Annotated in this window: 22 protein-coding genes; 15 read left to right on the top strand and 7 right to left on the bottom strand. The window is 43.3% G+C overall.

Annotation, left to right across the window (positions count from 1 at the left end; genetic code table 11):
• Nucleotides 1-139 precede the first annotated feature (139 nt).
• The 12 genes from M1P97_RS12995 (at nucleotide 140) to M1P97_RS12940 (ending at nucleotide 12,638) form a co-directional block, all read left to right on the top strand.
• Nucleotides 140-1,888, top strand: coding sequence for a fimbrillin family protein (locus M1P97_RS12995; protein ID WP_195372927.1), 1,749 nt, complete (start codon nucleotides 140-142; stop codon nucleotides 1,886-1,888).
• Between the two features lie 61 nt (nucleotides 1,889-1,949).
• Nucleotides 1,950-2,987: a fimbrillin family protein gene (locus tag M1P97_RS12990; RefSeq protein ID WP_195372928.1), complete on the top strand. Its 1,038-nt coding sequence runs from the start codon at nucleotides 1,950-1,952 to the stop codon at nucleotides 2,985-2,987.
• A 22-nt stretch (nucleotides 2,988-3,009) separates the two neighbouring features.
• Entirely contained in the window at nucleotides 3,010-3,972 is a 963-nt protein-coding gene (locus M1P97_RS12985) for a fimbrillin family protein (protein ID WP_195372929.1), read from the top strand.
• Between the two features lie 49 nt (nucleotides 3,973-4,021).
• Nucleotides 4,022-5,236, top strand: coding sequence for a fimbrillin family protein (locus tag M1P97_RS12980; protein WP_195372930.1), 1,215 nt, complete (start codon nucleotides 4,022-4,024; stop codon nucleotides 5,234-5,236).
• 29 nt (nucleotides 5,237-5,265) lie between these two features.
• A complete protein-coding gene (locus M1P97_RS12975) occupies nucleotides 5,266-6,351 on the top strand; it encodes a fimbrillin family protein (protein WP_249389309.1) in 1,086 nt (361 codons plus the stop codon).
• Between the two features lie 22 nt (nucleotides 6,352-6,373).
• Nucleotides 6,374-7,429 carry a fimbrillin family protein gene (locus tag M1P97_RS12970; protein ID WP_249389308.1) on the top strand — a complete coding sequence of 352 codons (1,056 nt, stop codon included), beginning with the start codon at nucleotides 6,374-6,376 and terminating at the stop codon, nucleotides 7,427-7,429.
• A 19-nt stretch (nucleotides 7,430-7,448) separates the two neighbouring features.
• Nucleotides 7,449-8,294: a fimbrillin family protein gene (locus tag M1P97_RS12965; protein ID WP_195372933.1), complete on the top strand. Its 846-nt coding sequence runs from the start codon at nucleotides 7,449-7,451 to the stop codon at nucleotides 8,292-8,294.
• A gap of 6 nt (nucleotides 8,295-8,300) precedes the next feature.
• Nucleotides 8,301-9,191 (top strand): hypothetical protein, encoded by an 891-nt coding sequence (locus M1P97_RS12960; RefSeq protein WP_195372934.1) that lies wholly within the window; start codon nucleotides 8,301-8,303, stop codon nucleotides 9,189-9,191.
• A 20-nt stretch (nucleotides 9,192-9,211) separates the two neighbouring features.
• Nucleotides 9,212-10,180 carry a fimbrillin family protein gene (locus M1P97_RS12955; RefSeq protein ID WP_195372935.1) on the top strand — a complete coding sequence of 323 codons (969 nt, stop codon included), beginning with the start codon at nucleotides 9,212-9,214 and terminating at the stop codon, nucleotides 10,178-10,180.
• A 19-nt stretch (nucleotides 10,181-10,199) separates the two neighbouring features.
• A complete protein-coding gene (locus tag M1P97_RS12950) occupies nucleotides 10,200-11,192 on the top strand; it encodes a fimbrillin family protein (RefSeq protein WP_195372936.1) in 993 nt (330 codons plus the stop codon).
• Between the two features lie 12 nt (nucleotides 11,193-11,204).
• Nucleotides 11,205-12,341: a DUF4906 domain-containing protein gene (locus tag M1P97_RS12945; protein ID WP_249389307.1), complete on the top strand. Its 1,137-nt coding sequence runs from the start codon at nucleotides 11,205-11,207 to the stop codon at nucleotides 12,339-12,341.
• A gap of 3 nt (nucleotides 12,342-12,344) precedes the next feature.
• A complete protein-coding gene (locus M1P97_RS12940; RefSeq protein ID WP_249389306.1) occupies nucleotides 12,345-12,638 on the top strand; it encodes an HU family DNA-binding protein in 294 nt (97 codons plus the stop codon).
• Here M1P97_RS12940 and M1P97_RS12935 read toward each other — a convergent pair.
• On the bottom strand, nucleotides 12,631-13,737 hold the full coding sequence (locus M1P97_RS12935) for a tyrosine-type recombinase/integrase (RefSeq protein WP_249389305.1): 1,107 nt from the start codon (nucleotides 13,735-13,737) through the stop codon (nucleotides 12,631-12,633). The genes M1P97_RS12940 and M1P97_RS12935 overlap by 8 nt on opposite strands.
• A 167-nt stretch (nucleotides 13,738-13,904) precedes the next feature.
• Here M1P97_RS12935 and M1P97_RS12930 point away from each other — a divergent pair, with 167 nt between their 5' ends.
• Nucleotides 13,905-14,063: a hypothetical protein gene (locus tag M1P97_RS12930; protein ID WP_195372939.1), complete on the top strand. Its 159-nt coding sequence runs from the start codon at nucleotides 13,905-13,907 to the stop codon at nucleotides 14,061-14,063.
• A gap of 1,022 nt (nucleotides 14,064-15,085) precedes the next feature.
• On the opposite strand, the gene M1P97_RS12925 is transcribed toward M1P97_RS12930, so the two are convergent.
• The 5 genes from M1P97_RS12925 to M1P97_RS12905 all read right to left on the bottom strand — a co-directional run bounded on the left by M1P97_RS12925 (nucleotide 15,086) and on the right by M1P97_RS12905 (nucleotide 19,595).
• Nucleotides 15,086-15,856, bottom strand: a complete 771-nt coding sequence (locus tag M1P97_RS12925; RefSeq protein ID WP_249389304.1) for a hypothetical protein — start codon at nucleotides 15,854-15,856, stop codon at nucleotides 15,086-15,088.
• Between the two features lie 1,416 nt (nucleotides 15,857-17,272).
• Nucleotides 17,273-17,647 (bottom strand): hypothetical protein, encoded by a 375-nt coding sequence (locus M1P97_RS12920; protein ID WP_249389303.1) that lies wholly within the window; start codon nucleotides 17,645-17,647, stop codon nucleotides 17,273-17,275.
• Nucleotides 17,648-18,751: 1,104 nt separating this feature from the next.
• The gene (locus tag M1P97_RS12915; protein ID WP_249389302.1) at nucleotides 18,752-19,033 is read right to left on the bottom strand and encodes a hypothetical protein; all 282 of its coding nucleotides are present in this window, start codon (nucleotides 19,031-19,033) and stop codon (nucleotides 18,752-18,754) included.
• Complete coding sequence (locus tag M1P97_RS12910) at nucleotides 19,021-19,173, bottom strand: hypothetical protein (protein ID WP_249389301.1); 153 nt, start codon at nucleotides 19,171-19,173, stop codon at nucleotides 19,021-19,023. The genes M1P97_RS12915 and M1P97_RS12910 overlap by 13 nt, the downstream gene beginning before the upstream one ends.
• A 5-nt stretch (nucleotides 19,174-19,178) precedes the next feature.
• Nucleotides 19,179-19,595, bottom strand: a complete 417-nt coding sequence (locus M1P97_RS12905) for a D-Ala-D-Ala carboxypeptidase family metallohydrolase (RefSeq protein ID WP_249389300.1) — start codon at nucleotides 19,593-19,595, stop codon at nucleotides 19,179-19,181.
• Nucleotides 19,596-21,363: 1,768 nt separating this feature from the next.
• Here M1P97_RS12905 and M1P97_RS12900 point away from each other — a divergent pair.
• Nucleotides 21,364-21,801 carry a LapA family protein gene (locus M1P97_RS12900; protein WP_195375494.1) on the top strand — a complete coding sequence of 146 codons (438 nt, stop codon included), beginning with the start codon at nucleotides 21,364-21,366 and terminating at the stop codon, nucleotides 21,799-21,801.
• Between the two features lie 8 nt (nucleotides 21,802-21,809).
• Nucleotides 21,810-23,024 (top strand): sodium ion-translocating decarboxylase subunit beta, encoded by a 1,215-nt coding sequence (locus M1P97_RS12895; RefSeq protein ID WP_075557534.1) that lies wholly within the window; start codon nucleotides 21,810-21,812, stop codon nucleotides 23,022-23,024.
• Between the two features lie 139 nt (nucleotides 23,025-23,163).
• On the opposite strand, the gene M1P97_RS12890 is transcribed toward M1P97_RS12895, so the two are convergent.
• Nucleotides 23,164-24,381, bottom strand: a complete 1,218-nt coding sequence (locus M1P97_RS12890) for a tetratricopeptide repeat protein (RefSeq protein WP_195375493.1) — start codon at nucleotides 24,379-24,381, stop codon at nucleotides 23,164-23,166.
• Nucleotides 24,382-24,396 lie beyond the last annotated feature (15 nt).

The following is a 24,396-nucleotide window of genomic DNA, read 5'->3' as shown; positions in this document are numbered from 1 at the left end:
ATTGATAATCGATGTAACGTTGCACTGACATCTAGTGTAACGTTGCATCGACACCAAGTGTAACGTTGCATCGATATCAGGTGCAATGCTGCATCGACAGTTGATGCAAAACAAGAAGATAAATTTATAAACAAAAAATATGAGACTGAATTACTTAGTTGTTAAACCGTTTCTGCTGGCCGCCGTAGCTTTGTTGGCTGCCTGCCACGATGATGACAAGCCCGGAACCGGACATGAAGGGGAGGGGCAACTTCTTGTCACGGTCGGGAATCCCGGCGGGCAGGCACTAACCCTTCGTATCTTTGGTGAAGGAATGAAAGAGCCGCTCGAAAGCCGTTTCGATGCAGCAGGCACCACGGGTGCATTAGATACATGGTTACCGGTGGGAGAGTACAGGGCCCTTGTCTTTCCCACTGCACAGAAAGAGATCACCGTTAGCGGAACCGACCGTTTCGAATCGGCTACCGTCAGCCTGAATATCCCCGAAGGTTCATCCGCGTTACCAGCCTTAAGCGAACCAGTCTATGCAGCTGTCAGTTCCGGTATTACCATCTCCGCAGAAGAAGCCATGACACTGACGCTTGCCCCGAAAGATATCCGTAAGATCCTGCGCCTCACCGTGACGGCTCCCGACGGTCTTATTTCCGGCCCTGTCGAAGCCACCCTGAACGGCGTAGCCCGGGAGGTAAACCTGGCAACAGGCGAACCCGTTTCAACAGCAACCTTAGGTCTGTCTCTTCCGGCTCCCGGAGCGAAACAAACCAGCGGTGTCCTGGCCGGTATACTCGGTATCGCCTGGCCGCGCGAAAACGAATCGGCAGCCGTTACCGACGGCCATCTATTAACGCTCACCTGGCAAGCGGCCGACGGAACGAAACAAACGTACAGTGAAGACGTCTCCGAACAACTCTTTAAGCCCAGCCAGTCCGGTGCCGATACGCTCGACCTGACAGTTAATGCCAGTGCCCGCGTACCTATCCGGCTGTATACCGGCATCCGGACCCGCACCCTGATAGACGAATTTCAACAAACCCCCGTTTGTATAGCCGTCGGAACTTCAGCCGGTCAGTACACCGAAAATTGGGACGCTATAGCTAACGAAGAAGAGATCACGCTGACCCCTGAACGATATTATCCGGTGGATGGTTCCCCCGTTTTCCTGCGCGGTTACCATCCGGTGGCTCCGCTGACCAACGGGGAAGTAAAATATACCCTGACAGGACAGGAAGACCTGATGCTGTCGGTCGAACAAAGCGGTTCACTGGCCAACCGTTTCAGTGCCGTTAAGACACCGCTGACCTACAGCCACCTGCTTTCGCAACTCAACTTCACATTGCGCCTGAAAGGGGTCCCGAATACTTACCATGTACGTTCGGTACACCTCAATGGAATGGCGGCCACTGCCGTAGTCAACCTCTTCTCGGGTAAGGTGGAACCGGTCGGTATGGCAGGCCCTGTGGTGGTGTATGCCGACCCGGGCACAGGCGGTTTTCCGGTAGTGGACGGAGTGGTTACGTTGCCGGGATATGTACTGGTGCAGCCCGAAGCCAGTCTGATGCTCGATCTGGTACTGGCTGTAGACAACAACCCGGCGAACGACCTGACATTCAAAGATCTTCCCGTACAATTCGGTGAAGGCGGTGCAACGGGCGGTAGTGCCTATGAGGTAGAGATCTCACTCGAAGTGCCCGATACGCCTAAACCTAACCCGGACCCTGATCCGACTCCCGATCCCGATGATCCGGTAGCACCCGACGTTCCCGGCCCAGGTCCTGATCCTGATCCCCCGACGCCCCCGGAACCGGATGCTACAGACGGCGTAAAGGTAACGGTAACAGCCAAAGTGATCGACTGGAACAAGGGAGACGGCGGCAACGTCGGTGTTTAAAGCAATCAATCGGATAAGAATATATATATCACTTATTATTAATAATTTATACTAGTAAAACATGAAAAAGATTTTGAGTATGGCAGCATTGGCCTTACTGATGGCAAGCTGCTCGAATGACGATGAAAATGTAAAGAACGACAATGGCGAGGCAACAAATGCCGTCGCTATCCGGATCAGCCAGAAAGTAGCCGGGGTAGAGTCGAAAGCGGCGGTAACGCCGGGGACTAAGATGCAGGCGAATATTATAATGGTAGATGCAGGAAACGACGGAAATCCTGACTTTGCAGCATTCACTGCAAAAACGGAAAATACGCTGGGTGGAAGCGGTACTGAATTACAGCAGGATGCTAACCGTGCCACCGTAGCCACAACCGAGTTTGAAGCAAAAACAGCTGCAGCAACTATTACATTGACTCCCAAATTGTATTATCCGGTAGAAACAGGCAGCAGTACTAAGAAAACCTTCTTATTCGGCGTTTCTCCGATGGGGGGCGTAAACGGAACGATAGTAACATTCGCTCAAACAGACGGTTTGCAGGATGTGATGTATGCAGAAAAGGCTGACGCAGGTAGTAAGGATAGTCATGCTTCTGGTCCTGAACTAACATTCAAACACAAAACAACCCAACTTACTTTCGTTGCAAAACTTTCCGATGTATTGACCGGTAGCGATTGGAATGGAAAGAAAGTGACTGTGAAAAGTATTGTTATCCAAAGTGCAAAAGTTCCGGCTTCTTTGAATTTTAGCAGTGGAACAGTTTCCTGGACAGACGGAGCAAATCTTTCAGTTGCCGGTTGTAATACAGAACTGACAACCACCGCTTGTAAACCGAGCGTTCCTGTAATGGTGCAACCTACTTCCGGTATAAAGGTTAATCTGGAACTGTCGGTTGATGGTGATATCAAGTGGTACAATAACCTGACAATCCAAAATTCAACAAGTACCGGCGATTTGACGACAGAGGAAGCTAAATCACATGAAGTCACTTTCACTATTACTCCGCCGAAATCAGCTACTGATGGTACAGCGATCGCAGCCACTGCCAAAATTGTAGACTGGACAGCAGGAGAAAAGGGTAATGTCGAGATTAAATAATTCACAAGTAAACCAATAGCAAATGAAACTACAAAGCATATATCTGCTGTTAGTTCCGGCTTTGCTGTCGGTATCGAGTTGTTCAGACCCGGAGCATTCCGGGTTTGAACAAGTACCGATCGAGTTGCGTGTATCAGGAGACGGGGAGGTGAATACGAAAGCATATCAGGCTATCGGGCAGGCTTTCAAAACAACCATCTTTGCCACCAAACGCAATGGCATTTATACCGGCATACTGGCCGGCAACGACGAATGGCAGAAAGACGCGACTGTGCAGACAAACGGTTCGGTTTCATTGCCTGATAATCCTTTCTATCCGGAAAACGGCGATTGGATCTATCTGGTTGCCGTTGCCCCCGAAACGTCTGCATACAACACTTCCGCCGGCTCGGTATCTTATACCCTCACAGGCCTGACCGACCTGATGTATGCCAAACAAATCAGGGGAAACCGATGGGATGGGAGCCGTTTCTGTAATACGGATCCAACGAAAGATACTCCGCTCGAATATGTCCATCTGCTTACCCAGCTTAAGTTTAAGGCACTGAAAAAAACAACGGGGGGACTGGCTGTAAAAGTGAAAAGCATCGCCGTAGAAGGACAAAAGGCTGTAACGGTCAATCTGGCTTCCGGTGAAACCTCCTTTAGCGGTAGCAAAGGAGCACTGAAATTGACCTTGGCAAGTGGAGGGACAGAGGTTAGTGGAACGACATCGGCTACCGATCTCGGTTGCCTGCTTTTGCCACCTTTGACAAGCGGTCAGGCTTACAAGCTGACTGTCGAAACCTCAATCGGCACCTTCAAGGATCTCGACATCAACTTCGACGCTGTAAATGGAGGAGGTAGCAGCAACGGTCATTTTGCCAAGGGGCATTCATACGAAATCACCCTCAATATCGGTGACCGCGAGTTAGAAGTCATCTCCGTCACCGTAGCCGACTGGATTACAGTTAAATCGGACGGCGATATGGAATTGGTAAAATAACCGCCCGATAAACAACACATTAGTAAACGATATTCAAAAAGTAAACAAAATGAAACAACAAAAATTACAAATATCCTATCTGCTCCTTGCCACCCTCGTTGCCACAAGTTGTAGCAATGAGAACGACCCGGTAAACCCAATCGACAAAACCGATGCCGTAGAACTGGGTATCACCGCCGGTGTATCGCTGACGAAAAGTGCGATAAATGGAGATAATGCCGCACAAAGCGGTACAGGCACCGATGTGATGCAAAGTGTGGCAGTATATGCGGGGAATGTGAATACGGGAACTTCTTACGGGACCAATAATAATTATGCTATTTATAAACAAAGTTCGGGAACTTGGACTAATAGTGATGCTGCTCATAAAATCTATCTGACGGCTGATGTTGCCGATATCTATGCTTACCATCCGGCTTATCAGCCGACTGCTGCAGGTGTTATGCAGGGCTCCGGTACCGCATTGAAGGCCGCTAACCCTGCCACATTGACAAATACTACGATTGCTATATCTGTATATCCGGGCGCAACCACTAGTGATGCCAATAATAAGATACCTGCGAATATTTCCAATGCAGATAAAACGTATACTACCGGTTGGGTCTCTAATACCAATGCCGGAAAAATTGCATCCGCTCCCGGTGAAGTCGATTATATGTGGGCTGATCGTACAACGCCGGCTAATGTGCAGGCCAGTAATGGAAAAGCTTCTGGCGCCACTACTGATGAGAAAGTCGCATTAGAGATGAAACATGCCATGTCGATGGTTAGCTTCCGTATCTATAATGATGGTACTTATACTTTAGCAGGAAAGTTAACGCAGATAACATTGGAAAATGAAAGTGGAACAGTGTTAACAAAAGGAACAAGTCCTACGATGAAGATTTCAGACGGTGGGGTTACTCCGGGTGCCGCAGCAGCAGTTACGTATACTCGTTTTATCGGTGATTCCGGTTTGGATTTAGTAAAAGTGAACACAACTGCTAATGTAACAACAGATACTCAAGCCAAAGAAGCCTCTCAGAAGTTCAGTATCCTCGTCATGCCTGAAACAGCGACTTCTAACAAAAAAACTGTAAAGGTTACTTTTAAGATCGATAATATAGACTATCCGGTCATACTGCCTGATGATGCAAATTCAAAATGGGAATCAGGAAAGAATTATCTCTATACAGCCAAGTTGAGCGGTAAGGAACTATCCATCACCAGTATTAAAGTTGCTGCATGGAATACAACGGCCGGTGGAGATCTGAATGTCAATTAATCTATTAACAATAAGACAACATTGAATATATGAAACTATATAAGTACCTGCTACAGATACCCCCTTTGTTCGCCATTCAATCCTGTTCACGGGAGGTTGGAGAAGACCCGAATGCCTCTGCCGCACTGACCCCCCGTATTGCCGGGGTATCCCTCATTACCCGTGGAGGAGCCGGTGATGCCAATGCTATCCGGATTTTAGGCATTTACGCCGTCAACAAAAATGCCGGCGAAACATTTTACGGGACTTCACCCGCAGGTACTTCTCGTAAATATACGCTGAATAACGGTAGTGCTACCCCCGATGGAGAAGCGTTATGGCTAAATCAGGAGCAAGCTATTATCTTCTCCTGGCACCCGGTTCCAGCAGGTGTTTCCGTTACTTCCGGAGGAAATGGCACGGCTCTTGTCCCAACCATTACAATCCCGGCATCAGCCATCATACCCGCGCAAACCATCAGTGCGGCAAAGGCTGATAACCTCTATGACTTCGCCCTCCCTTCCAACGATTATATGTATGGTGTAAAATACGATAATAGCCAGCCAACGGAAACTGATAAGTACCTTTCGATACAACCCGTAGCCGACAACGGCCACCAGTCGGCCACTACACCGGCTGTTCCCCCCGTCGGTCATGAAGTCTCTATCGGCCTTAAGCATGCCTTTGCCCAAGTCTCTTTTATTATCAAAAAGAGTGATGCCTATAAAGGTATGGCCAAGGTCACCAAGGTGACCCATACGCGCCAGATGCCGGCATTAAAAGCCGACAACACCACGACCATGAACCTGACTGATGGAGCACTGAAAAGTCTGGCAGACGTAGCCGAGGTAACATATTCATATACGTTTGACAATGCCGTGGCTCCAATTCTTTCTACCATCACCCAGATTACCCTTACCAACTATGTAATACCGTACGGCACCACTGCCAAGCAATCCACACTCGTAGTAACAGTCGACGGCAAAGAAATGACACTATTGCCCTATACCGATCCTGTATGGACAGCCGGCAATATCTATACCTATACAATCATAATCAACCCGACAGGGCTTACCCTGGATGGGTTTAACATAACAGGCTGGAACGATGAACAGCGTCCCGATGTCAATGTATAACGAAAAAATAAAGAATAAGAATATGAAACACATCGCAAACAAAATCACGACCGCAGGACTCGGTTTCCTGCTTATCGGTTGTACCGGGCAGGAATTGCCGGACGACGGTCGGGGAGTAGTCTCCCTCCAGCCACATTTCCTGACCGGAACGACGGATACCCGCTCGTTGGTGAGCGGCACCGCCTCCACAACCGGTGGTGGCAACGTCCATCAGATAAACCTGTATGTCACCAAAAATACGGATAATGCTGTCTATCCCGGTATAACTTTGAACGGGACAACCGGCCTCTCGCAATTTACCTACAATGGTACGGCATGGACGGGCAATCCTACAGTGAATCTTCATAATGAGGAGGCTCGAATTTATGCTTATTATCCGGTAAATGTGACTCCAACACATGCTTCCGGCGATACACATACAATTCCGGTAACAAATATAACCGACACCCAGACTTTTGACGGTGCAAACACCTGGAATTGCAATGTGACGGATTATCTATATGGCTCTGCCCAACAGGTATCCGATGCTCCGATTACAGCCAGTAACCAATCCTTCGAACCTGCCATCTGGATGCGTCATGCATTGGCACAGGTGGTGTTTAAGATGCAAACAGCCTCCGGACGTCCGGTAGATACATACGATTACATCAAAAAGATCACGATGAAGACTGACGGCGGCACTTCTTTCCTGACAGGCTCGGGAACGATGCAACTCAAAGACGGGGTGATAGCATCACTCAGTACAGCAAAAGAGATTTCTTTTACACCTTCGGTCAATCCTGTCCAATGCGGTGCGAACGGTCTGGCAAAAGTGGTTGCTTACGGGTTAGTAGCTCCTCTATCCGCCCAATTATCCAACGTTACTTTAACGATCGAGATCGGAGATAAAACCTCCGACACGAATAAACGGATATTGAGCGTAACAAACGACGCTGCCTTTAGTGTACAATGGGAAAAAGGGAAACGATATGTTTATAACCTGACCCTGACCGACCGTGCGATAGTAGTGAGCGAAACAAGCATTACTGCCTGGACACCTGCAACCGGTAACGGAGAACTTCGCCCGGATGGCTTCTAAAAGATAAAACACAATAAATATGAAAAAAGAAAAGAACAAACAATGGCTATGTCTGCTGACAGGTATTTCACTGTTGGCAGCCCTGACCGCCTGTACCGGTGAGACACTGCTGTCTCCATCCGGAGAGGGAAAGCCGGTCATAGTGAATGCTGAAATAAGCGACGAACCGGTTTCGGAGATAACCTCCCGCGCATTGGCAGAAGAAAATACTTATGACAGATCGACGTTTATCACCAACGATAGGATACGTATTACGAGAACGACCCGGACTAGTAAGAGCGAGGCGGTAGATTATCAACTGGGAGCAGACAATCAATGGACTGTAGCCACACCACTCACGCTACTGGCCGGAGCTTCCTATCAGGCCGTTTATCCGGCAGGTAGTGATGCCGGAATTATGTATGACCAGTCATCGGCTGCTAATTACATAAAAAGCAACCGGCTTGTCTCCGCTATTATTAATGCTCCTGCTACGGAAAAGCTGAACTTTTCTTTCGGGCATCAGAATACAAAGCTGACACTTGTGTTTCAACCAAAGCAAACAGGTACTCTACCTGCCGACTTTAGTTTCCAAGTGAGCGGTGCCGGACTTCTGACAGGAGGAACAACTATTGAAATAATCAAGCTGTATCATCCGGGCGATTTGACCTGGTGCGGTATCGTTTATCCCAAAGGAGTCTCAACCTCTGTTTCCATTAAGATGACCTACGATGAGGTGACTTACAGCTCGACCATCGACTGTGCCTTGGCAGCCGGTACACATTATAAATATACGTTGCAACTTCATAATGATATTTTGGTGCCGGAGGAGAGTAACATAGCCGGGTGGATCGATGACAATGCTCATACAGGACCTCTAAATTGAAATATCATGAATAAAACGAATATAAAAACAATTTATCTGGCAGGATCTCTGCTTTTGTTGCTGGTTACCTGTAGTAGCGAAGAACCGGTAAATAACGGAGAAGGAGCAAGGTTGCCTCTTGAAATCGGGGCTTCCATTTCGGAGCCGGTTGTAAGCCGTGCACTTGGGGCAGTCAACTATGAGAAGTCGTCGTTTGCAGAAAATGACGTAATTAAGATAGGAACATCAGCGACTTCCCTCGAAACATCGGGTACTTCCTATACATATAAAAAAGATGTGGCTCAGACCCTGCGGTGGCTCCCGACAAGCGGAGGAGATGGCCTGACAACTACCGGCAGTGGCTATTATTATGCCTCTTACTCCCCAATTGGCTATATCGGTATTCTTGCGGATCAAAGTGCAACTGCTGCGGTAAATTACATAAAAAGCAACAGGCTGATTACCGATGCAACCCCTGTTTCCGTGAATAGGATAAATTTCTCTTTTTCTCCTGCCGCAGCAAAAGTTACGGTTATTGTCGATTATACGGATGATGTGCATGTCGGTGTGAAGGTCCAGTTGACAGGCAGTAATCTGACCGGAGCATCTTCATCCAATCCCATTACTTTCTATCCGGTGACAGCGACTGGTAAAACACATATGTATGTTGCCATTGTTTATCCGGGGGTAAGTAAACAATATAAAATAGCAGTAACCAGTAAAGCAACAGCAAGTAGTGGTACAGAAGATACAAAAACATATCCGTCAACCGGCAATGAGACACAAACCCTTGAGGCCGGACATAATTATATATACAATTTTACTTCTACGTTTGGACTGATCCTGAATAACGTTACTGTGGAAGCCTTTAAGCCCGGTACGGGAAATGGTACCGGAACAGACTGGGGGGCATCTTAATTTTTAATCGCGTATGAATTATGAATAGAACAATAATATATAAAACATTTTTACTGGTAGCCTGTATGGGGTGTACCGGTAACCTGCCGGAAAATAATGAGGCTGAAACAGCATTGCAGCTAAGCTCTGTCTCAATACATGAGGAAGGCATATCGAAAGCAATCGTTGCCGGTACTACTGTCAATACGGTAAATGTATATGTTGCAAAAACTGACAATACCGTGTATGATCCAACTGTCCCATCCCTGGTTTTTACCAATAAATCCGGTAACTGGACTTCTGATAAATCGGTTGTTATACTGGATGGTACGCCTGCCAAAGTATATGGTGTATACCCCGATAATATTCCCATAACCGATGAAGGCGGAAGCCTGAAGGTAAGTGTGGAAGTTCTGAAAGGAGGGGGGAATACGTTGGATTTCCAGGGGACTCAGCAAAACGATTATTTGTATTCGGGAGAAGTTGATGCCTCTTATCAGAACAGAACAATTTCACTTGCTATGAAGCATGCGATGGCAAAAGTAAGTTTCGATATCGTCAAAGCAACCAATGTTACCGCTCCTCTGGTGCTAAAGCAAGTAAAGATCCTGAGTGGCACCAACCTGCTGCAGGCGGGTACGGGATACATGTTGTTGAACGGTACTACAACCGGAGCCTTAAACGGTCTTGCTTCGACTTCCGAGATAACACTGGATAATAGTGTGGGAATGGAGTTGAAAACCTCACATGCGGGAGCAAATGTGACGTGCCTGGTGGCTCCGATGAATACGGCCGAGTCGGTTCTTTCTTTCAGTCTGACTGTAGGCGAAGAAGGTAGTTCTGTCAATCGTACGTTTCTCACTTCTTCTATTTCTCCGGCAGTAAAGTGGGTGGCCGGTTTCCATTATGTATACAAAATCACAGTCAACAAAATGAGTGGCGATGTGGAGGGCGTATTGATCGAGGACTGGAGGAACGATGCCAGCCAGAATACAAGTGTAGGTATCTGAAAAATAAAAATAGAAAGGTATGAAAATGATAAGTAAACTAATAATCTTGCTTGGCAGTGTTTTGCTGGTCGGCTGCAATAGTAGCTTGCCCGACTCCGGCGAACAGCAGGGAGAAGGAGAACCGATCGAACTCGCTTTCAATTTATACAGCGCGGTAGTATCCAAGGCTGGCGAAAATACAAAGACGGTAATGCCTGTCGGATCCACTTTCCGGATTTATGCCTTTAAGGCCGGTGAAATGAACCTTAGCAACCCTGTTGCCACAGCCATGTATACTGTTGTGGACACAAATGGTAAATCGACCGGAAACTTGTCGCTTTATCGTGGAAATTATGACTTTTATCTGATTTCCAATAATACGAATCAGGCTCCGTCACTGGATGCCGGCGTTAATTATGTAACAGTCGATAATGGCAACGACTTTATGTATAATACCATTACCAATGAAGTCATACAGCCTGAAAGCCCCGGCCAGAATACGATGACAGTAACACTGCGAACTCCGTTTGTTCGTCTGGGGACTAAAGTCGATCTGTCTGTGAAAGCAAATGCCGGTTCACCCGTACCGGTAACAGGGCTAGCTGTTCAAAAAATAACGATTAAGAGTTTGTCATCTCCTTTAGCCTATCGGTTAGGAGCTTCGGATTGGAATAGTGGCAGTTCTTCCTATAATGCAGAATATTCAGTAATCAAATTTGGTTCGGGTCAACCGACTCAACCGCATGACAACACCGATCCGGTAGTCCTGTTGCCGGTTGATGGTTCGGTTGATCTGGTATTCGACTTGGCGTTGAATGTGTCTTATATGGTTTATGATGCAGAAGGCACAGGAACTCAGACCTCCCGGATATTTAACTATCAGGCTTCTGCCGCCAAGGCTTTGTTAAAAGGTATGAAATATAAATTTGAATTTACGTTAACCTTCTTCGGTATACTTACACCGGGAGATATGACAGTGTCGTTGTTGGAATATACCGAGGAAGATTTATCAACGGATGATGTCGGCAAATAAAAAATAGTGAATATGAAAAATAGAGTGATTATATATACAACTGGATTGGTTACATTAATATTTTGGCTGTTCGTTACCGGTTGCAGTACATCCGTTGACGAAGATATTTCCGATAAAAACGGGTTTCAGTTTTGTGTACAAATACCTAAAGCATTAGAAGTCGAAACGAAGGCTTCTTTGGGAGGAGGAGATGAAAAAATTGATATTAAAGATGCATGGATCGTTCAATATGCTTCTCCCGGTAACAATCTGCTTCATTGTGTTTATATAAACAGTGGGTTTACGACAGAGAACACTGGATATACGGTGACAATAACAACTAAAAACGATCAATTTTCATTGGTTAGCAGTTCTTTTTATGTGATATTGAATGGAGGAGCAGAGCTGTTAAAAGATTTTGAGAGTGCTTCTGATAACTCTAAAGAAGCTTTGTTAAAAAAGATATGTGCGGCACCAAGCAACGTTGATGGTAGTCCGGCAATTACTTCTGTGCCTATATTATTAACTGCCGGGCCAACGGAATATACGGTCACAGGCGAAGCGGAGAAGGTTATAGTGATATCGCGGGTGTACAGGGCTTTTGCTAAACTGTCATTAAGTGTAACGTTTCCGACAATTGCAAATGATATCTTTGTTGTAGAGAGTGCGACAGTAACAAATATCCCTAAAAATATGGCTTTATTTGCCGGAGGAGGAAGTAAAACTCCTTATCCGGAGTTATCAACGATGTATACGAGTTCAATCAGTATAAAAGACATTGTTGTAAATGGAGGAAAACAAAGCTTTTACATGCCTGAAAATATCCGTGGAACAGGAAGTTCGCTTACTTTTCAAGGAAAAAACCAGGTTGCCAACGGACCGGATGGTAACCTAAACGGGTGCACATACTTGACGATAAAAGGGAAGTATTATTATGATAAAACTCAAGCACCAGGTGGCGGTTATATTCAAACCCCGATCGATGTCGAATATCGTTTCTATTTAGGTTCTAACCTGACTAACGACTATAATATCCGCCGGGATCATCATTATAATCTAACGGTTAATATAACAGGTGCCAATAGCGCCGACCTGCGTGTCACTATTACCAACGGCAATGTTGCCGTTTTTGACGAAGTACAGGAAATAACAAACGAAGTAGATTTTTAAGCAATGAACAAAACAGAATTATCAAAAATAGTGGCAAAACGTATGTCTGTACCTCAAAAAGAGGCACTACTGTTTATAGAAACATTAGGTAAGGTGCTCACTGAATCGCTGGCTCAGGAAGAATCTCTGGGCTTTCAGGGATTCGGAACTTTCTCTTTATGGAAGCAGACAGAGCGACAAGGCCGGAACCCCAGGATAGGAGTTCCGGCTGTTATCCGGGCACGCAATAGTGTCAAGTTTAAACCTGGCAAACAATTACTGGAAGTTCTAAACAGGAAAACTGATCCGGTTAAGTAGTAAGCATTAATATTTTGGCTATCGATGCCAGCATGTTTTTACATCTCATTCTCAATGTTTTTACGTGGGGATGGGATGTTGTCTTTTTGGACCGTTTATTATTTGCCGTTTTCGAATATGTCCCTTTTCTTTCCGGACCTGTTTTGCGGACCAAGATGTCGAGCATTTTGTCTGTTGCCTTATCCATCTTGGTAATGGATAGTTGGCCGAGGTAAATCTCTGTCGTATGCAACGAAGTGTGTCCCATAGACTGACTGATTACCCCAATCTCTGCACCAGCTTCAAGCATCATGGAGGCCCAACTGTGACGCATGACATAGGTCGTAAGCGGCTGAAGGTAACCCAGGTCATCACCAATTTGTTTCAGATAGCTGTTAATACGGTGAAGTGACGATTGAGCCGTGACCGTACCTTTTCCCTGTATTCTATCATGAAGGAAAGGAAAAAGCCAGAGACTGTCTTTACGGTGATACATATGGATAATCTTATTCATTTCCGGTGTGATCCTAACTTGTAGGGTCGCTCCGGTTTTACTACGTATATAATGTATATAATCACCGCTCAGATTTTCTTTTTTTAGTTTGAATGCATCGACGAAACACATTCCTCTGGCATAGAAAAGAAACAAAGCCAGATGAAGAGCCGCAAACTTCTCAGGGCTATCAGAAAGATCGAGTTCAGATAATCTTTTTAATTCCTCTTTCGCTAGAGCTCGTTTGCGAGTGGGAGGGACCTGTATATAAAGATTTGAAAAGGGACTACCTGACGGAGATATAAATCGCAGTTCCTTAATCACTTTGTTATACATGGCTTTCAGATTGCGCAGATAAAAATCCTGACTGCCGGGAGAAAGAAGAGCGTTACCTGTATCTTCATCCTGTAGGAGCCACAACAGATAGTGTTGAATGAGATTGATAGTCAAATCGACTAAAGTTATCTCCTCAGATCTTTTCTTTCCAAGAAAAGATGAAAATTTGTTCCATGCGCTTCGGTAATTAGCAGCAGTTCTTTCTTTGCCCGCTTCTTCTTTCATGTGGATTTGCTTTTCAAAGCAATCCTTTAGTCGCGGATAATTTTTCAAAGTTTCTGTATTCATCATAATCGTTAAAATTTAGTTTGGCAAAAGTGCATGTAAATCACTGTTGATGTGAAATAAAATAACAAAAAGTGCAAGAAATAGGTTGTATAAAAAATATATAGGAAGACAATAGGGGTATTTTATCTTTTCCTGTCTTATATATGAAGTTGAATTTAAAATGGAAAAAAATGGAAACAACAGAAAGAGAAAATCAAGCACCCATGCTGTGGTACTGGAGTGTTCCTGAAAATGGAATGGATATAGAAGATTGCGAAAAAATAGCGAAGGAGAATTTAGCTAACAGGCAGAATATTAAATATATGGATATGTATATTGCTTTTGTTTGAAAAGAATAAATATTGAATGAAAAGGCATGTAAAGTATCAGGAAAAGGTACACACATGCCTTTTTAGCATTTATTAGTATATGATTCCAAAACATATAGAATAAATGTCTTGTTATAATATCAAATAAAAAATAGTTCTTGTGCCGGAATTAGTTTTAGGATATACATTATAAGGTATAGAAAAAATAATAGAAAATTATTCCGGGAGTCAGAACCAAATAAAGTTTATCATTGTTATAATGATAAACACAGGATTTACAAGATTCTGTAATAATTATGTTAGTAGTATTTGTTTTTTCATATAAGTAGAGTTTGTTATTTGTTTGGTCCGTATGTAACTGTGAAGTTATATACGGATTTTTTATTGCCTAGAAATGCCTTCGATATCTTTATGATCCTATTATTTATAATTACGATTATGTTTAATAGGATTATTTGGGCTTTTTTTATTGCTATTCTGCTCTTTATCAGTGGTATATACTTCATATACATTACTAAACTGCCTTGTACCGTGTGACATTTTGACAATTTCGAATTGTGAACAAAATAAAGGCGTAAATTCCTCTATATTAGGATTGTCAACAAAGCAATATACCTGCAACCAGTCTACACTTATCGCGTATGGCTGCACTTTTTCGGGGGTTGTATTCGTGCTTCTCATAAGGCTGTATTTCTGCCGGGACTAACCCGTATATTTTTGGGGGAATTAAACATAATCAACCAAGATCAAACAGAAGCGGCGACCCTTTCGAGGTCGCCGGGCTTGCCTTAGTTGGGTTACCGTTAGCTGACAGCCCCCCAGCCGTCAGGTTATCTCTACCCGTCACAAAGCAAAACAAAAAAAAGGTGAACTACAATAGCTCACCTTTTTGTTTTATAATTCGTTAACAGTTTAGTCTTTGCGCGAACTGTTACTCCCTGTACCCTTGATTATATTGTCATCTTTACCTATAATAGTCTGTAAAACCTTAATCACAACCTCGATCAACAAACCTACGGTATATTTCCAAAATGGTTTCACGATTATTCTATTTCGGGACGATCGTCACCACCACTATTATAAACATTGAGAGACGAGAAATAAGATTGACATGTTTCTTTATTGGATAATACAGAAACTGCCGCAATAATACTTTCCTGTGTAAAACCTGCAGGCGCTTGAACTGCCGTTCCTAATCCAGCGATTTTGTCGACACCAATAGAAATAATATTGTTACCAAGATCATCATCTGTAATCACATATTCATATATTTTTACAGATGAAAAATGAGAAATAAGAACAAGACCATTTCCATTTGCACCGGGCTTTGAATAGGTCTGCATAACACCAATTTTCACAATGTCACCTACGATAAAGTCTTTTGAAAACATGACAGATACAGTCAACCCCGAACCAGCTTGAGTGAATGTTGGTTCTGCAAAATTAGGGCCATAACCGGAAAGAACAGAAATACCGGAAGCAACCGCCATAGAAAATTTTTCTAAGGAATTGCCCTTTAAAGTTTTCTTGTTTTCTTTCAACCATGACATAACCAGCGAATTTTGTTTTACAAACTGATTGCGCTGTGAACCGTACTTCGTTTTTGAAAATGCTAAATCAATCCAAGACGCCATTACTTTCGCAGACTGTCCCATGATACCGAATGCTGATCGTTGCTCAGTTTGCGCCGAAGTCTTCGATGCGTTTTCGGTGATCTTAGCAGATGCGATCACGCGACCCCTAACCGACTTGTAGGTGACTTCTCCTACACTCTTACGACGGACGCCAATACTTGATGTTTTATATATACCCATATAAACGGAATACGCTGGGGTTATCCGAGAGGTTAAGTCCTGAACGAGTTCCAGCGTCCGGCAAAGGTGCAAAATTGATCGACACGGAGCAAGACCGGAGGGAACACGGAGATTGACCGAAGAACATTGCAATATGATAGCCAAATATCCGTATTGCGTAACATATTGTCAAATTCAGTCACACCCCTACTCTATTCATTTTTATATATAATTAACTGTATTGTGGTTTGTTTTGTTGGTTTCGTATTCCAGTCAGTATAAATTTCATGGGGAGAAAATGTATTTAGGGGAAACTTTATTCATGCTGGATTGTTATTTTTATATAGGGATTAATAACTAATTCCTATATTTGCACCCGAAAAGCGCCCGAAAGGGGGCAAATTTGGGACAATTGTATTGAAAATATAAAAGCGTTTAGCTTTTTTTGTGTCGTAACGAAACCGCCAATTGAACTACGAGTACACGAAAAAATGTTAGATGCCTGCGCATGGCGTGGGTGTTTCTCATTCGTGTACTTAGGTGCTTGGCGGTACCTGTTACGACCGATGGGTTAACGTCCCACGCTTTTCGTTTGTTAACCGCTCCGCAGGGACAGAGAGCGCCAATGCACTAGTATTATGTCATTGTCAGAAACGTGGGGAAACCCAGAAAAAACAAAGATTTTCGTTATTGAAACCTACAAAGGTTTATCGGAGAAAGAGATTAGAGGTAGATTAACTCCTTTGGAAATCAACAAGGCTCCGGGAATACTAGATGAACATTCGATTCTTATTATCCGGGCGCCGGATATACCTGCGATAGTTATCTGCATGATGAACGCGGAGGACGTTTGTTTAACTGCCTATATGTTTTTGTAATCATAAAGATAGGGCGGCAACTCGAATGTTTGCCGCCCTATCTTTTTTATACTTTATACCGATTAAGCATTTCGCCAAAAGTCGAGAGCTAGAATATAGTTGTGAACCAGGTTTCGGCAACAGTTTATGACTAGGACGTTGACAGGTTCGTCGATCAAAAGAGATTGATCGCGACGGAGGTCGGCGAAGACCTCTCCTATTCCGCGATATTGGTCGCCGTCGAGACGGGCGACGAAGCGCCCGGCGTCGGTGTAAGCAACGGCTATTATGCGGTCAGAGGGATAAACTATCATTCTGTACATGGCGATTCAGGTTTTATTAAGGTGTATGCTATGTACAAATTATTATAGGCATATCTAAGCCATGCAGAGACGTATAGTATACGATCGGATTCCTTGAGTAAGACGCTTTTCTTTAATTCTGATTCGAAATGTTTGTTAGCTTCTGCCAAAACTTCTTCGAGACTTTGTATAACAATCATATTTGTAAGTTTTAATATTAATTATCTGATTAATAAAATGTTATTAGGGGTTGGGCGTAAAATCTACGCCCGTTCTACTTAACGGGCGACGAGCTCCAAAACTTCCTGATAACGTATTTCCAAACCATTAACATCTAATAGTTTGGTACTATTACGGTCACCGTTCCGGGTTATACATTCCTCGATAGCGTCTTCGTAGGATTCGAACAGGCACGCCGGAGAATAGGCGTGAACATCACCGTATAACTTGATATACGTTGAATGCTTACCGTTACGCGAGATCACTATTATGTTTTCAATAGTCTTCGGCATATCGTCTACCCACCAGCATAAACCACGAGGTTTAGCCCTTGCGACACGAATCGCGTAATATTCAAAATTCGGGAACAGAGTTGATGAAAAGGGGGATTCTCTGAACTCATCCAGTTTTTCTAAAGCTTGCCTATAAACCATAATATACAATATTTAATAATTAATACTGGTGCAAAATGTTTCACGTGAAACGTTAATGCGATGATTTTCAATACACTAAGATAGCAAATAGGCATGTTAATAACTATATGTATTATATTAATATATGTTATATAAATGGAGCGCCGGAGGCGCACAAGGCAGCGCGTCAGCGCTGTAAAAGGGGGCAACAAAGGCTACTTTTCTAACAGGCGGGATAAAAGAACTAACTGGATAAGAAAATAATTTGGCTATTCGAAATTTCCCGGCTAAGGCTCCGGGACGGGAGCGGCTTGGGACAAGGCGCGAGCGGCACGGAGACGCCCCGCGGCAGGCGAAACAGGCGGTATCGGTCAGAGGTTGGGTCGACGGTGGCACATTAGCGACGGGAGTAACTGAGAATAGAACAGGCGCTACCCTACCCCGTTCGGTAGCCGGGAACGGGCGCCTGCGGAGCGGAAGCAAGCGCTTGCGCTTGCGGCACCGCATAAGGCGAACGGGCACGGCATAACGCAACACACAAGCAGAGGAAACGACTGAGAGCAACTTTGAACGGAGCAGACATTAAGGCAAACAGAGTAAGTATTATTATTATCCGCAGGCACGGATAACGGCAGCTTGCTGACGGTATTGGTGCCTGCGGATAATAATAATACTGGCGTAGGGCTATTTAACATAACGCCAAGTTTTAGGGGACGCTGCGCACGCGGGACGCGGCGTATAAGCGGACACTAACAACTTTCGTTATGTTATATAGCCCGGTTCACAGGCGCTTCGCTTTAGGATAGATATAGCCCACGCAGAGAACGACTGAAAGGCGTACGTATTGAAACAGGCGTCCAGTTACGAGGGCGCCAAGGGGAAACACCTGCGGTGTCCTTCGGGGCGATCGGGGCGCAGCAGGGGGCGACACGGGCGCCCCGGACGGCACGACGGCGGAAGTATAGGAACCGGGCAGAGAACGACGAAAAGGCGCTAAGGTTGATAACAGGCGTCCAGTTATGAGGGCGTTACAGGATAGAACAGGCGGAGCGCGCCCGGGAGGTCGGGGCGCGCGAAGTGCGAACCGGACGACCATATTTGGGCGCGCGGTTCAACTCGACAGGCTTAACAAGAGATGATGATGCGACGCAGGGGTATTTGGTTCGATTTTCGCTTAATGAGCCTAATGGACTGTAAGCTAACCTCTATATCCATGATAATGCATTCCGGGTCATGGGACATAAAATATAGGGCGAGATCAATTGCGTTCCGCTGGTTATCTACGCTTATGTCTAGGTATTGATGTACTGACTTAATAGCTTCTAAAGCACAAAGGGAATAATAAACTAATAAGTCCATATTTTCAAAGCTATCAAGTTCTTTCCCGTCAGCTATTATTGTTCCCATAGATATGCTTTTATTTTAGTCCATGTACCTGCAAATTCTATTAATCCGTATTGGTCGATAACTAACGTTGGTTGACCATCGGTATATAGGATTTGACAACCTGCTTTTTTAAGTGATTTTTTAGCTGTTCTTTTCTTCATGGCTGTTATTTGTATATAAGATTATAACGATTGGTTGATAGTCGTTTATAGGAAATATGCATAAACTTACGTGAGACGTAAACAATACATTGATCGAAGGGTATTCCAGTTTTTAATAATGCTGACACTAATACTGTTATGTCTTCGTTGATTGATAGGTCGGCGGCTTCGCCTATGAGGTGTTGAGATCGCGAGGTACCCCCTATTGCATTATTCAATAGTTCCGAACGATAACCGCTATTGATGATAATCGGAGTATTAACAACGGTTCTCAGGGGTTGCAGGCAACAAGCAACAAGAGTAGACAACGCAACAACAATTTCGATACCTGGGGAATTGTCGATATGCAATCTTAAAGCCGTCGGACTGACTGTAAATTCAGACAGTTTAAAATGTTTACTTAATAGAATATCTTTGCTCATATATCAATAGGATTATTTAATTACGCTCCGCTAAGGGGGGGGGAAAACATACGGTTGCCTATGGCACGCCTTTAGGGTCGTCGCCGTTGTTCGGGGTAGGCTTTATACGCGAGATAGGCGGCTAAGTTCTTAGCAAATGTATATTCATATTGTACGATTCTAAGAGCGTCACGAAATTGGTCTGTTGGGTGCGGTACTTCGCACTCAATGCTTACCAGCTTACGCAAGAATATTTTATCTGCTTTAGTGCTATCCTGCCTTAGAGTAAGCCGGATAGGACGCGTTGTGATCGTTGGCATATGTTCAAATATAGGAACTGACCGCATTCGGCTTTTATTCTTGGTGAGATCATTAATTCTGAAATCGAAGTATTTGGCTGCGTAGATGTAGAACAGTGATTCTATATCTGCCTGCAATTTAAGCATATCAGTACTAATCGTAAATATTTCGCCTGTATCTGTTTTAAGAAGCGTTTTCGCGTCTGACTTGATAGATATTTCGACACGCCAAACGTCGCGGCTATCGTCTATGCCGTTCAACTTCCACAACTGACGGATATAGGGCTTTTCCTTTACCTCTCGCAACTCTTTCGTTTTGTTGTACATATAGGAACACACGGAACTCGATCGACTTCCGAATGCTATATAGTTAATGTCGCGTATGTTTTTGGCGGAACCTCTTAAAGTGCATCGACTGTCGTCTGTTCGCTTAATACGTTCATTTACAACTGACTGTAAAATTCGTTTTGTGTCACTTTCTGTTTCGGGTGATTGATCGCGTAGAGCGCCTATTATTGCATCGACCAGTTGTTCGCGTTTATCGGAGGTCGTATCGCCTTGTAACGTGTACGACGGTTGCCCGTTTTTTAAGAATTTACCGGACAAGAACGAATTGATCAAGCGACGTGGCGACATTCCACCTACAAATTCGTTGCAGTCATAGCATAAATCTATTCGGCTGATCGACTTAAATTTCAAGCCGTAAAGCGCTAGGAAGTTGACAAATGTATACGAAAAGTCGGGTTGATACAGTTCACGATTGGATAGCTTTACGAGTGCCCCTCTCCTATCTATAACACTTGATACGGGATTCGTTAAAATAGTGGCGTAGTGATAGTTATATAGCTGATTACGATTATGTTTAATAGACTTTTGTAAACTCTTTATCCTTGCCTATTCTTTCCCAAATTCTCCAGCCGATGCAAATTTTTTCAACATTTATTATCTAAAGAGTGTTGTATGTTAAATAACTATTCTATCTTCGCATCTTGATGAAAAAAATAGTGTTGATATTATCGTTTCTCTTCCTGTTGTTACTGAATATGCAGGTAAAGATTGAAGATGAAGATATTTTATCTCCAAAAGAAACTACTTATATCTGCAATAATATAAAGCATCCATTACAGGATGAATTGAGAAATTATGATTTGAATCAAACCCATAATACTGTTTTTTGTCTCACTACACGTTCTTTAGTTATATCTACCAGATGTGATCGTCCATTTAAAGTAACTACCCGGCTTTTAGAGTTGTCTTTACAGAAAGAACAAAATATTCTGAATAAAATCTCTGAAACCTATTTAATAACCCAATCTATAAACTTCTCGTCTCTTCGTATGCGATCTGGTCATTGGATCTACGTATTACGAAAAATCATTATTTAGTTTACTATTTATCATTGTTTCTTTATTGTTTACGCGGAATTGTAAACAATGATTAATTCATGTGCTCTTTGGAGTACATTATATCAGATATTAAATTAAATAATTATGTTAAGTCTATTACTTTCTACCCTGGAAATGATGGCGTTGACCTTCATTATCGGGTTTGTTGTAGCCGGTGTGATCAAACTTATCGCAGTTTGGGCCGACTCTCTGGAGTTTCATCATAATGAAGAACTTTCACAGTTTAGCAAGTTGAACAAATTACGTGCCAAAATTGGAGAAATACTCGGATTGGATTCAGTTAATGAAGAAGAAGAACAGGTGGATGACGAACGTGAAGAATTTCGTCAAGGTGTAAACAGCGATCTTCTTCATATAAAACCATCCGGTTATTATCATGGTGTAAGCCATGGTGCATCTCATTTGGATCTGATGGATTATTATTATCCACAGGATACTCGTATCATGTATCTGAAGAAAAAAGAACAGATGATGAGAAAAAACAATACAAACAAAGAGGAGAATCCTTCTACCGAAAAATAAAGACAGATATGGAAAACGTTGATTTTTTAAGTTTGTTCCAAGGATTTGGAACAATGGTTGCCGGTGGATGGATACTGGCTATCGCTCGTGTTTTTTTGATTACCCTTGGTGGCCTGCTCGTTTATCTGGGCTGGAAAGGTGTTTTGGAACCAATGGTAATGATCCCTATGGGATTAGGTATGATTGCTATCAATTGTGGTACGCTGATTATGCCGGAAGGTGGTCTTGGAAACCTGTTTCTAGACCCAATGCTTTCCGATACAGACGAATTAATGAATACTATGCAGATAGACTTTCTTCAACCAGTTTATACGCTTACGTTTAGTAATGGTTTAATTGCCTGCTTTGTGTTTATGGGAATCGGCACCTTATTGGATGTCGGTTTCTTACTCCAAAAACCGTTTGCCAGTCTTTTTCTGGCTCTTTGTGCCGAACTGGGAACCTTCCTGACTGTTCCAATCGCCAGTGCTTTTGGATTATCTTTACAGGAAAGTGCCTCTGTCGCTATGGTGGGTGGTGCTGATGGCCCGATGGTTTTGTTTACATCACTGATTTTGGCTAAGCACCTGTTCGTTCCTATTACTGTCGTTGCTTATTTGTATCTGGGGTTAACTTATGGAGGGTATCCTTACCTGGTAAAGTTACTGATTCCGCAACGGTTGCGTGCAATAAAGATGACGAATACAAAGCCACCTAAGAATTACGATGCAAAGGTTAAACTGGCATTCTCTGTTATTTTGTGTGCCGTTTTATGCTTTCTGTTTCCTGTTGCCTCTCCCCTTTTCTTCTCATTATTCCTGGGAGTTGCAGTTCGCGAATCAGGTATGAAACATATTTATGACTTTGTGAGCGGACCGTTATTATATGGTTCTACTTTTATGTTGGGGTTATTGCTTGGTGTATTGTGTGATGCTCAACTACTTCTTGATCCCAAAATTTTAAAATTGTTGGTGTTAGGTGTTACGGCATTACTCCTTTCCGGTATCGGAGGTATTATGGGCGGCTATATCATGTATTTTATTAAACGTGGTAACTATAATCCGGTAATCGGTATTGCTGCCGTGAGTTGTGTTCCTACAACAGCTAAAGTCGCACAGAAACTGGTAAGTAAAGAAAACCCAGACTCTTTCATCTTGGGAGATGCATTAGGTGCTAATATATCCGGTGTTATTACATCTGCAATTATTACAGGTATTTATATTACAATCATTCCTTATTTATAATAAGGATATTGTTTCGACTATATAAAAAGTAGAGTTTGTTATTTTAGTCCGTATGTAAGCGATTATATACGGACTTTATTTATATAAAAATAGCCACTCCATTGGGAGTGGCTATTTTTATATCTAATGGAAATGATTATTATTTGTTCATTTCAGCCTCGATAGCTTCCAGTTCCGGACCCATGTTCAGATTATAGTAGATACCTCTTAAAGCGATCATATATTCTGATTCTTCAGGTTTCAGTTGGTGAGCTTTTTCGAAATAAGGAAGAGCTTTCTTGAAAAGATCTTTAGCAACTGTCAGTTCTTCCTGATATTTCTTGCTGTCGTTAATCATGTTAGCCTCACCTTGTTTGTTTACCCCCTGGTTGTAATATACACGGCCAAGACTTGACAGAGATTCTACTGCATCCGGTTTCAGTTCCAATGCTTTAGAGAAATATTTTTCGGCGTTTGCATAATCTTTCAAACCTGTTTCGTAAACCATACCCATTACGTGATATAGCTGAGAATTGTTAGCATCCTTAGCGATAGCTGTGTTCAGGTACTCGATAGCTTTTTCGTTTCTTCCTGAATAGATATAGTTGTTGATCAGGTTCATCAGGTAATATTCTTCGTTCGGGAACTTAGCCATACCTTCTTCTAGTGTCTTTTCGAAGTTTACAGTGTCTTTAGCCTGCTGATATTCGTAGCACAGATACTGATAAACGTCATTCTGTCTGAAGTCTGTGTCTTTTGCACGTTCCAAAGCTTTGATAGCTGTAGGAGAATCACCCAATTGAGTAGCAGCTACGGCTGCATAGAACTGAACAGTCATGAATGTAGAGTCTTTTTCTGCTGTCTGAGTTCCTTCGAACATTGGTAATTCAGAGATTTCCAGGTACTGGTTGAAGAAATCGTATGCTTTCTTATAATCTTTCTGATCGAAGTAGTAAGCACCACCGTTGAAATAATATACATGGTCAGCACTCAAAATGCTCTTGATGTCTTTTGTATATTTCGGTTTGATCTTACCTTTTTCGTTAGGAAGCTGATCCAGTTCGTAAGCCTTCTTAAAATAAGGAAGGATAGCGATCAATGCATCATACATAACGGGTTCGTTCGGTTGTTGTCCGAGAATTTGTTTAGTTCTCTCTGCACTGAACTGTTGATCTTCGATAAAGCCAGCAACATACCAGGTCTGAGCGTCATCCTTTGATTCAGGATTTTCGAGGGCACCCTTGATTAACGATCTGGCTTCAGTGAAGTCAGCTTTGTCTCCTTTTGCTATTCCTTGTGCCTCCTTAACGGCTTTCTTTTGAGCGAAAGAGGCAGATGCTGCAACACATAATGCAACTGTTAATAATAATCGTTTCATTGTGATAGTAATTTG

Source organism: Parabacteroides leei, from assembly GCF_023369805.1.
Lineage (GTDB): Bacteria > Bacteroidota > Bacteroidia > Bacteroidales > Tannerellaceae > Parabacteroides > Parabacteroides leei.
This window is presented reverse-complemented; position numbering and strand designations above follow the sequence as displayed.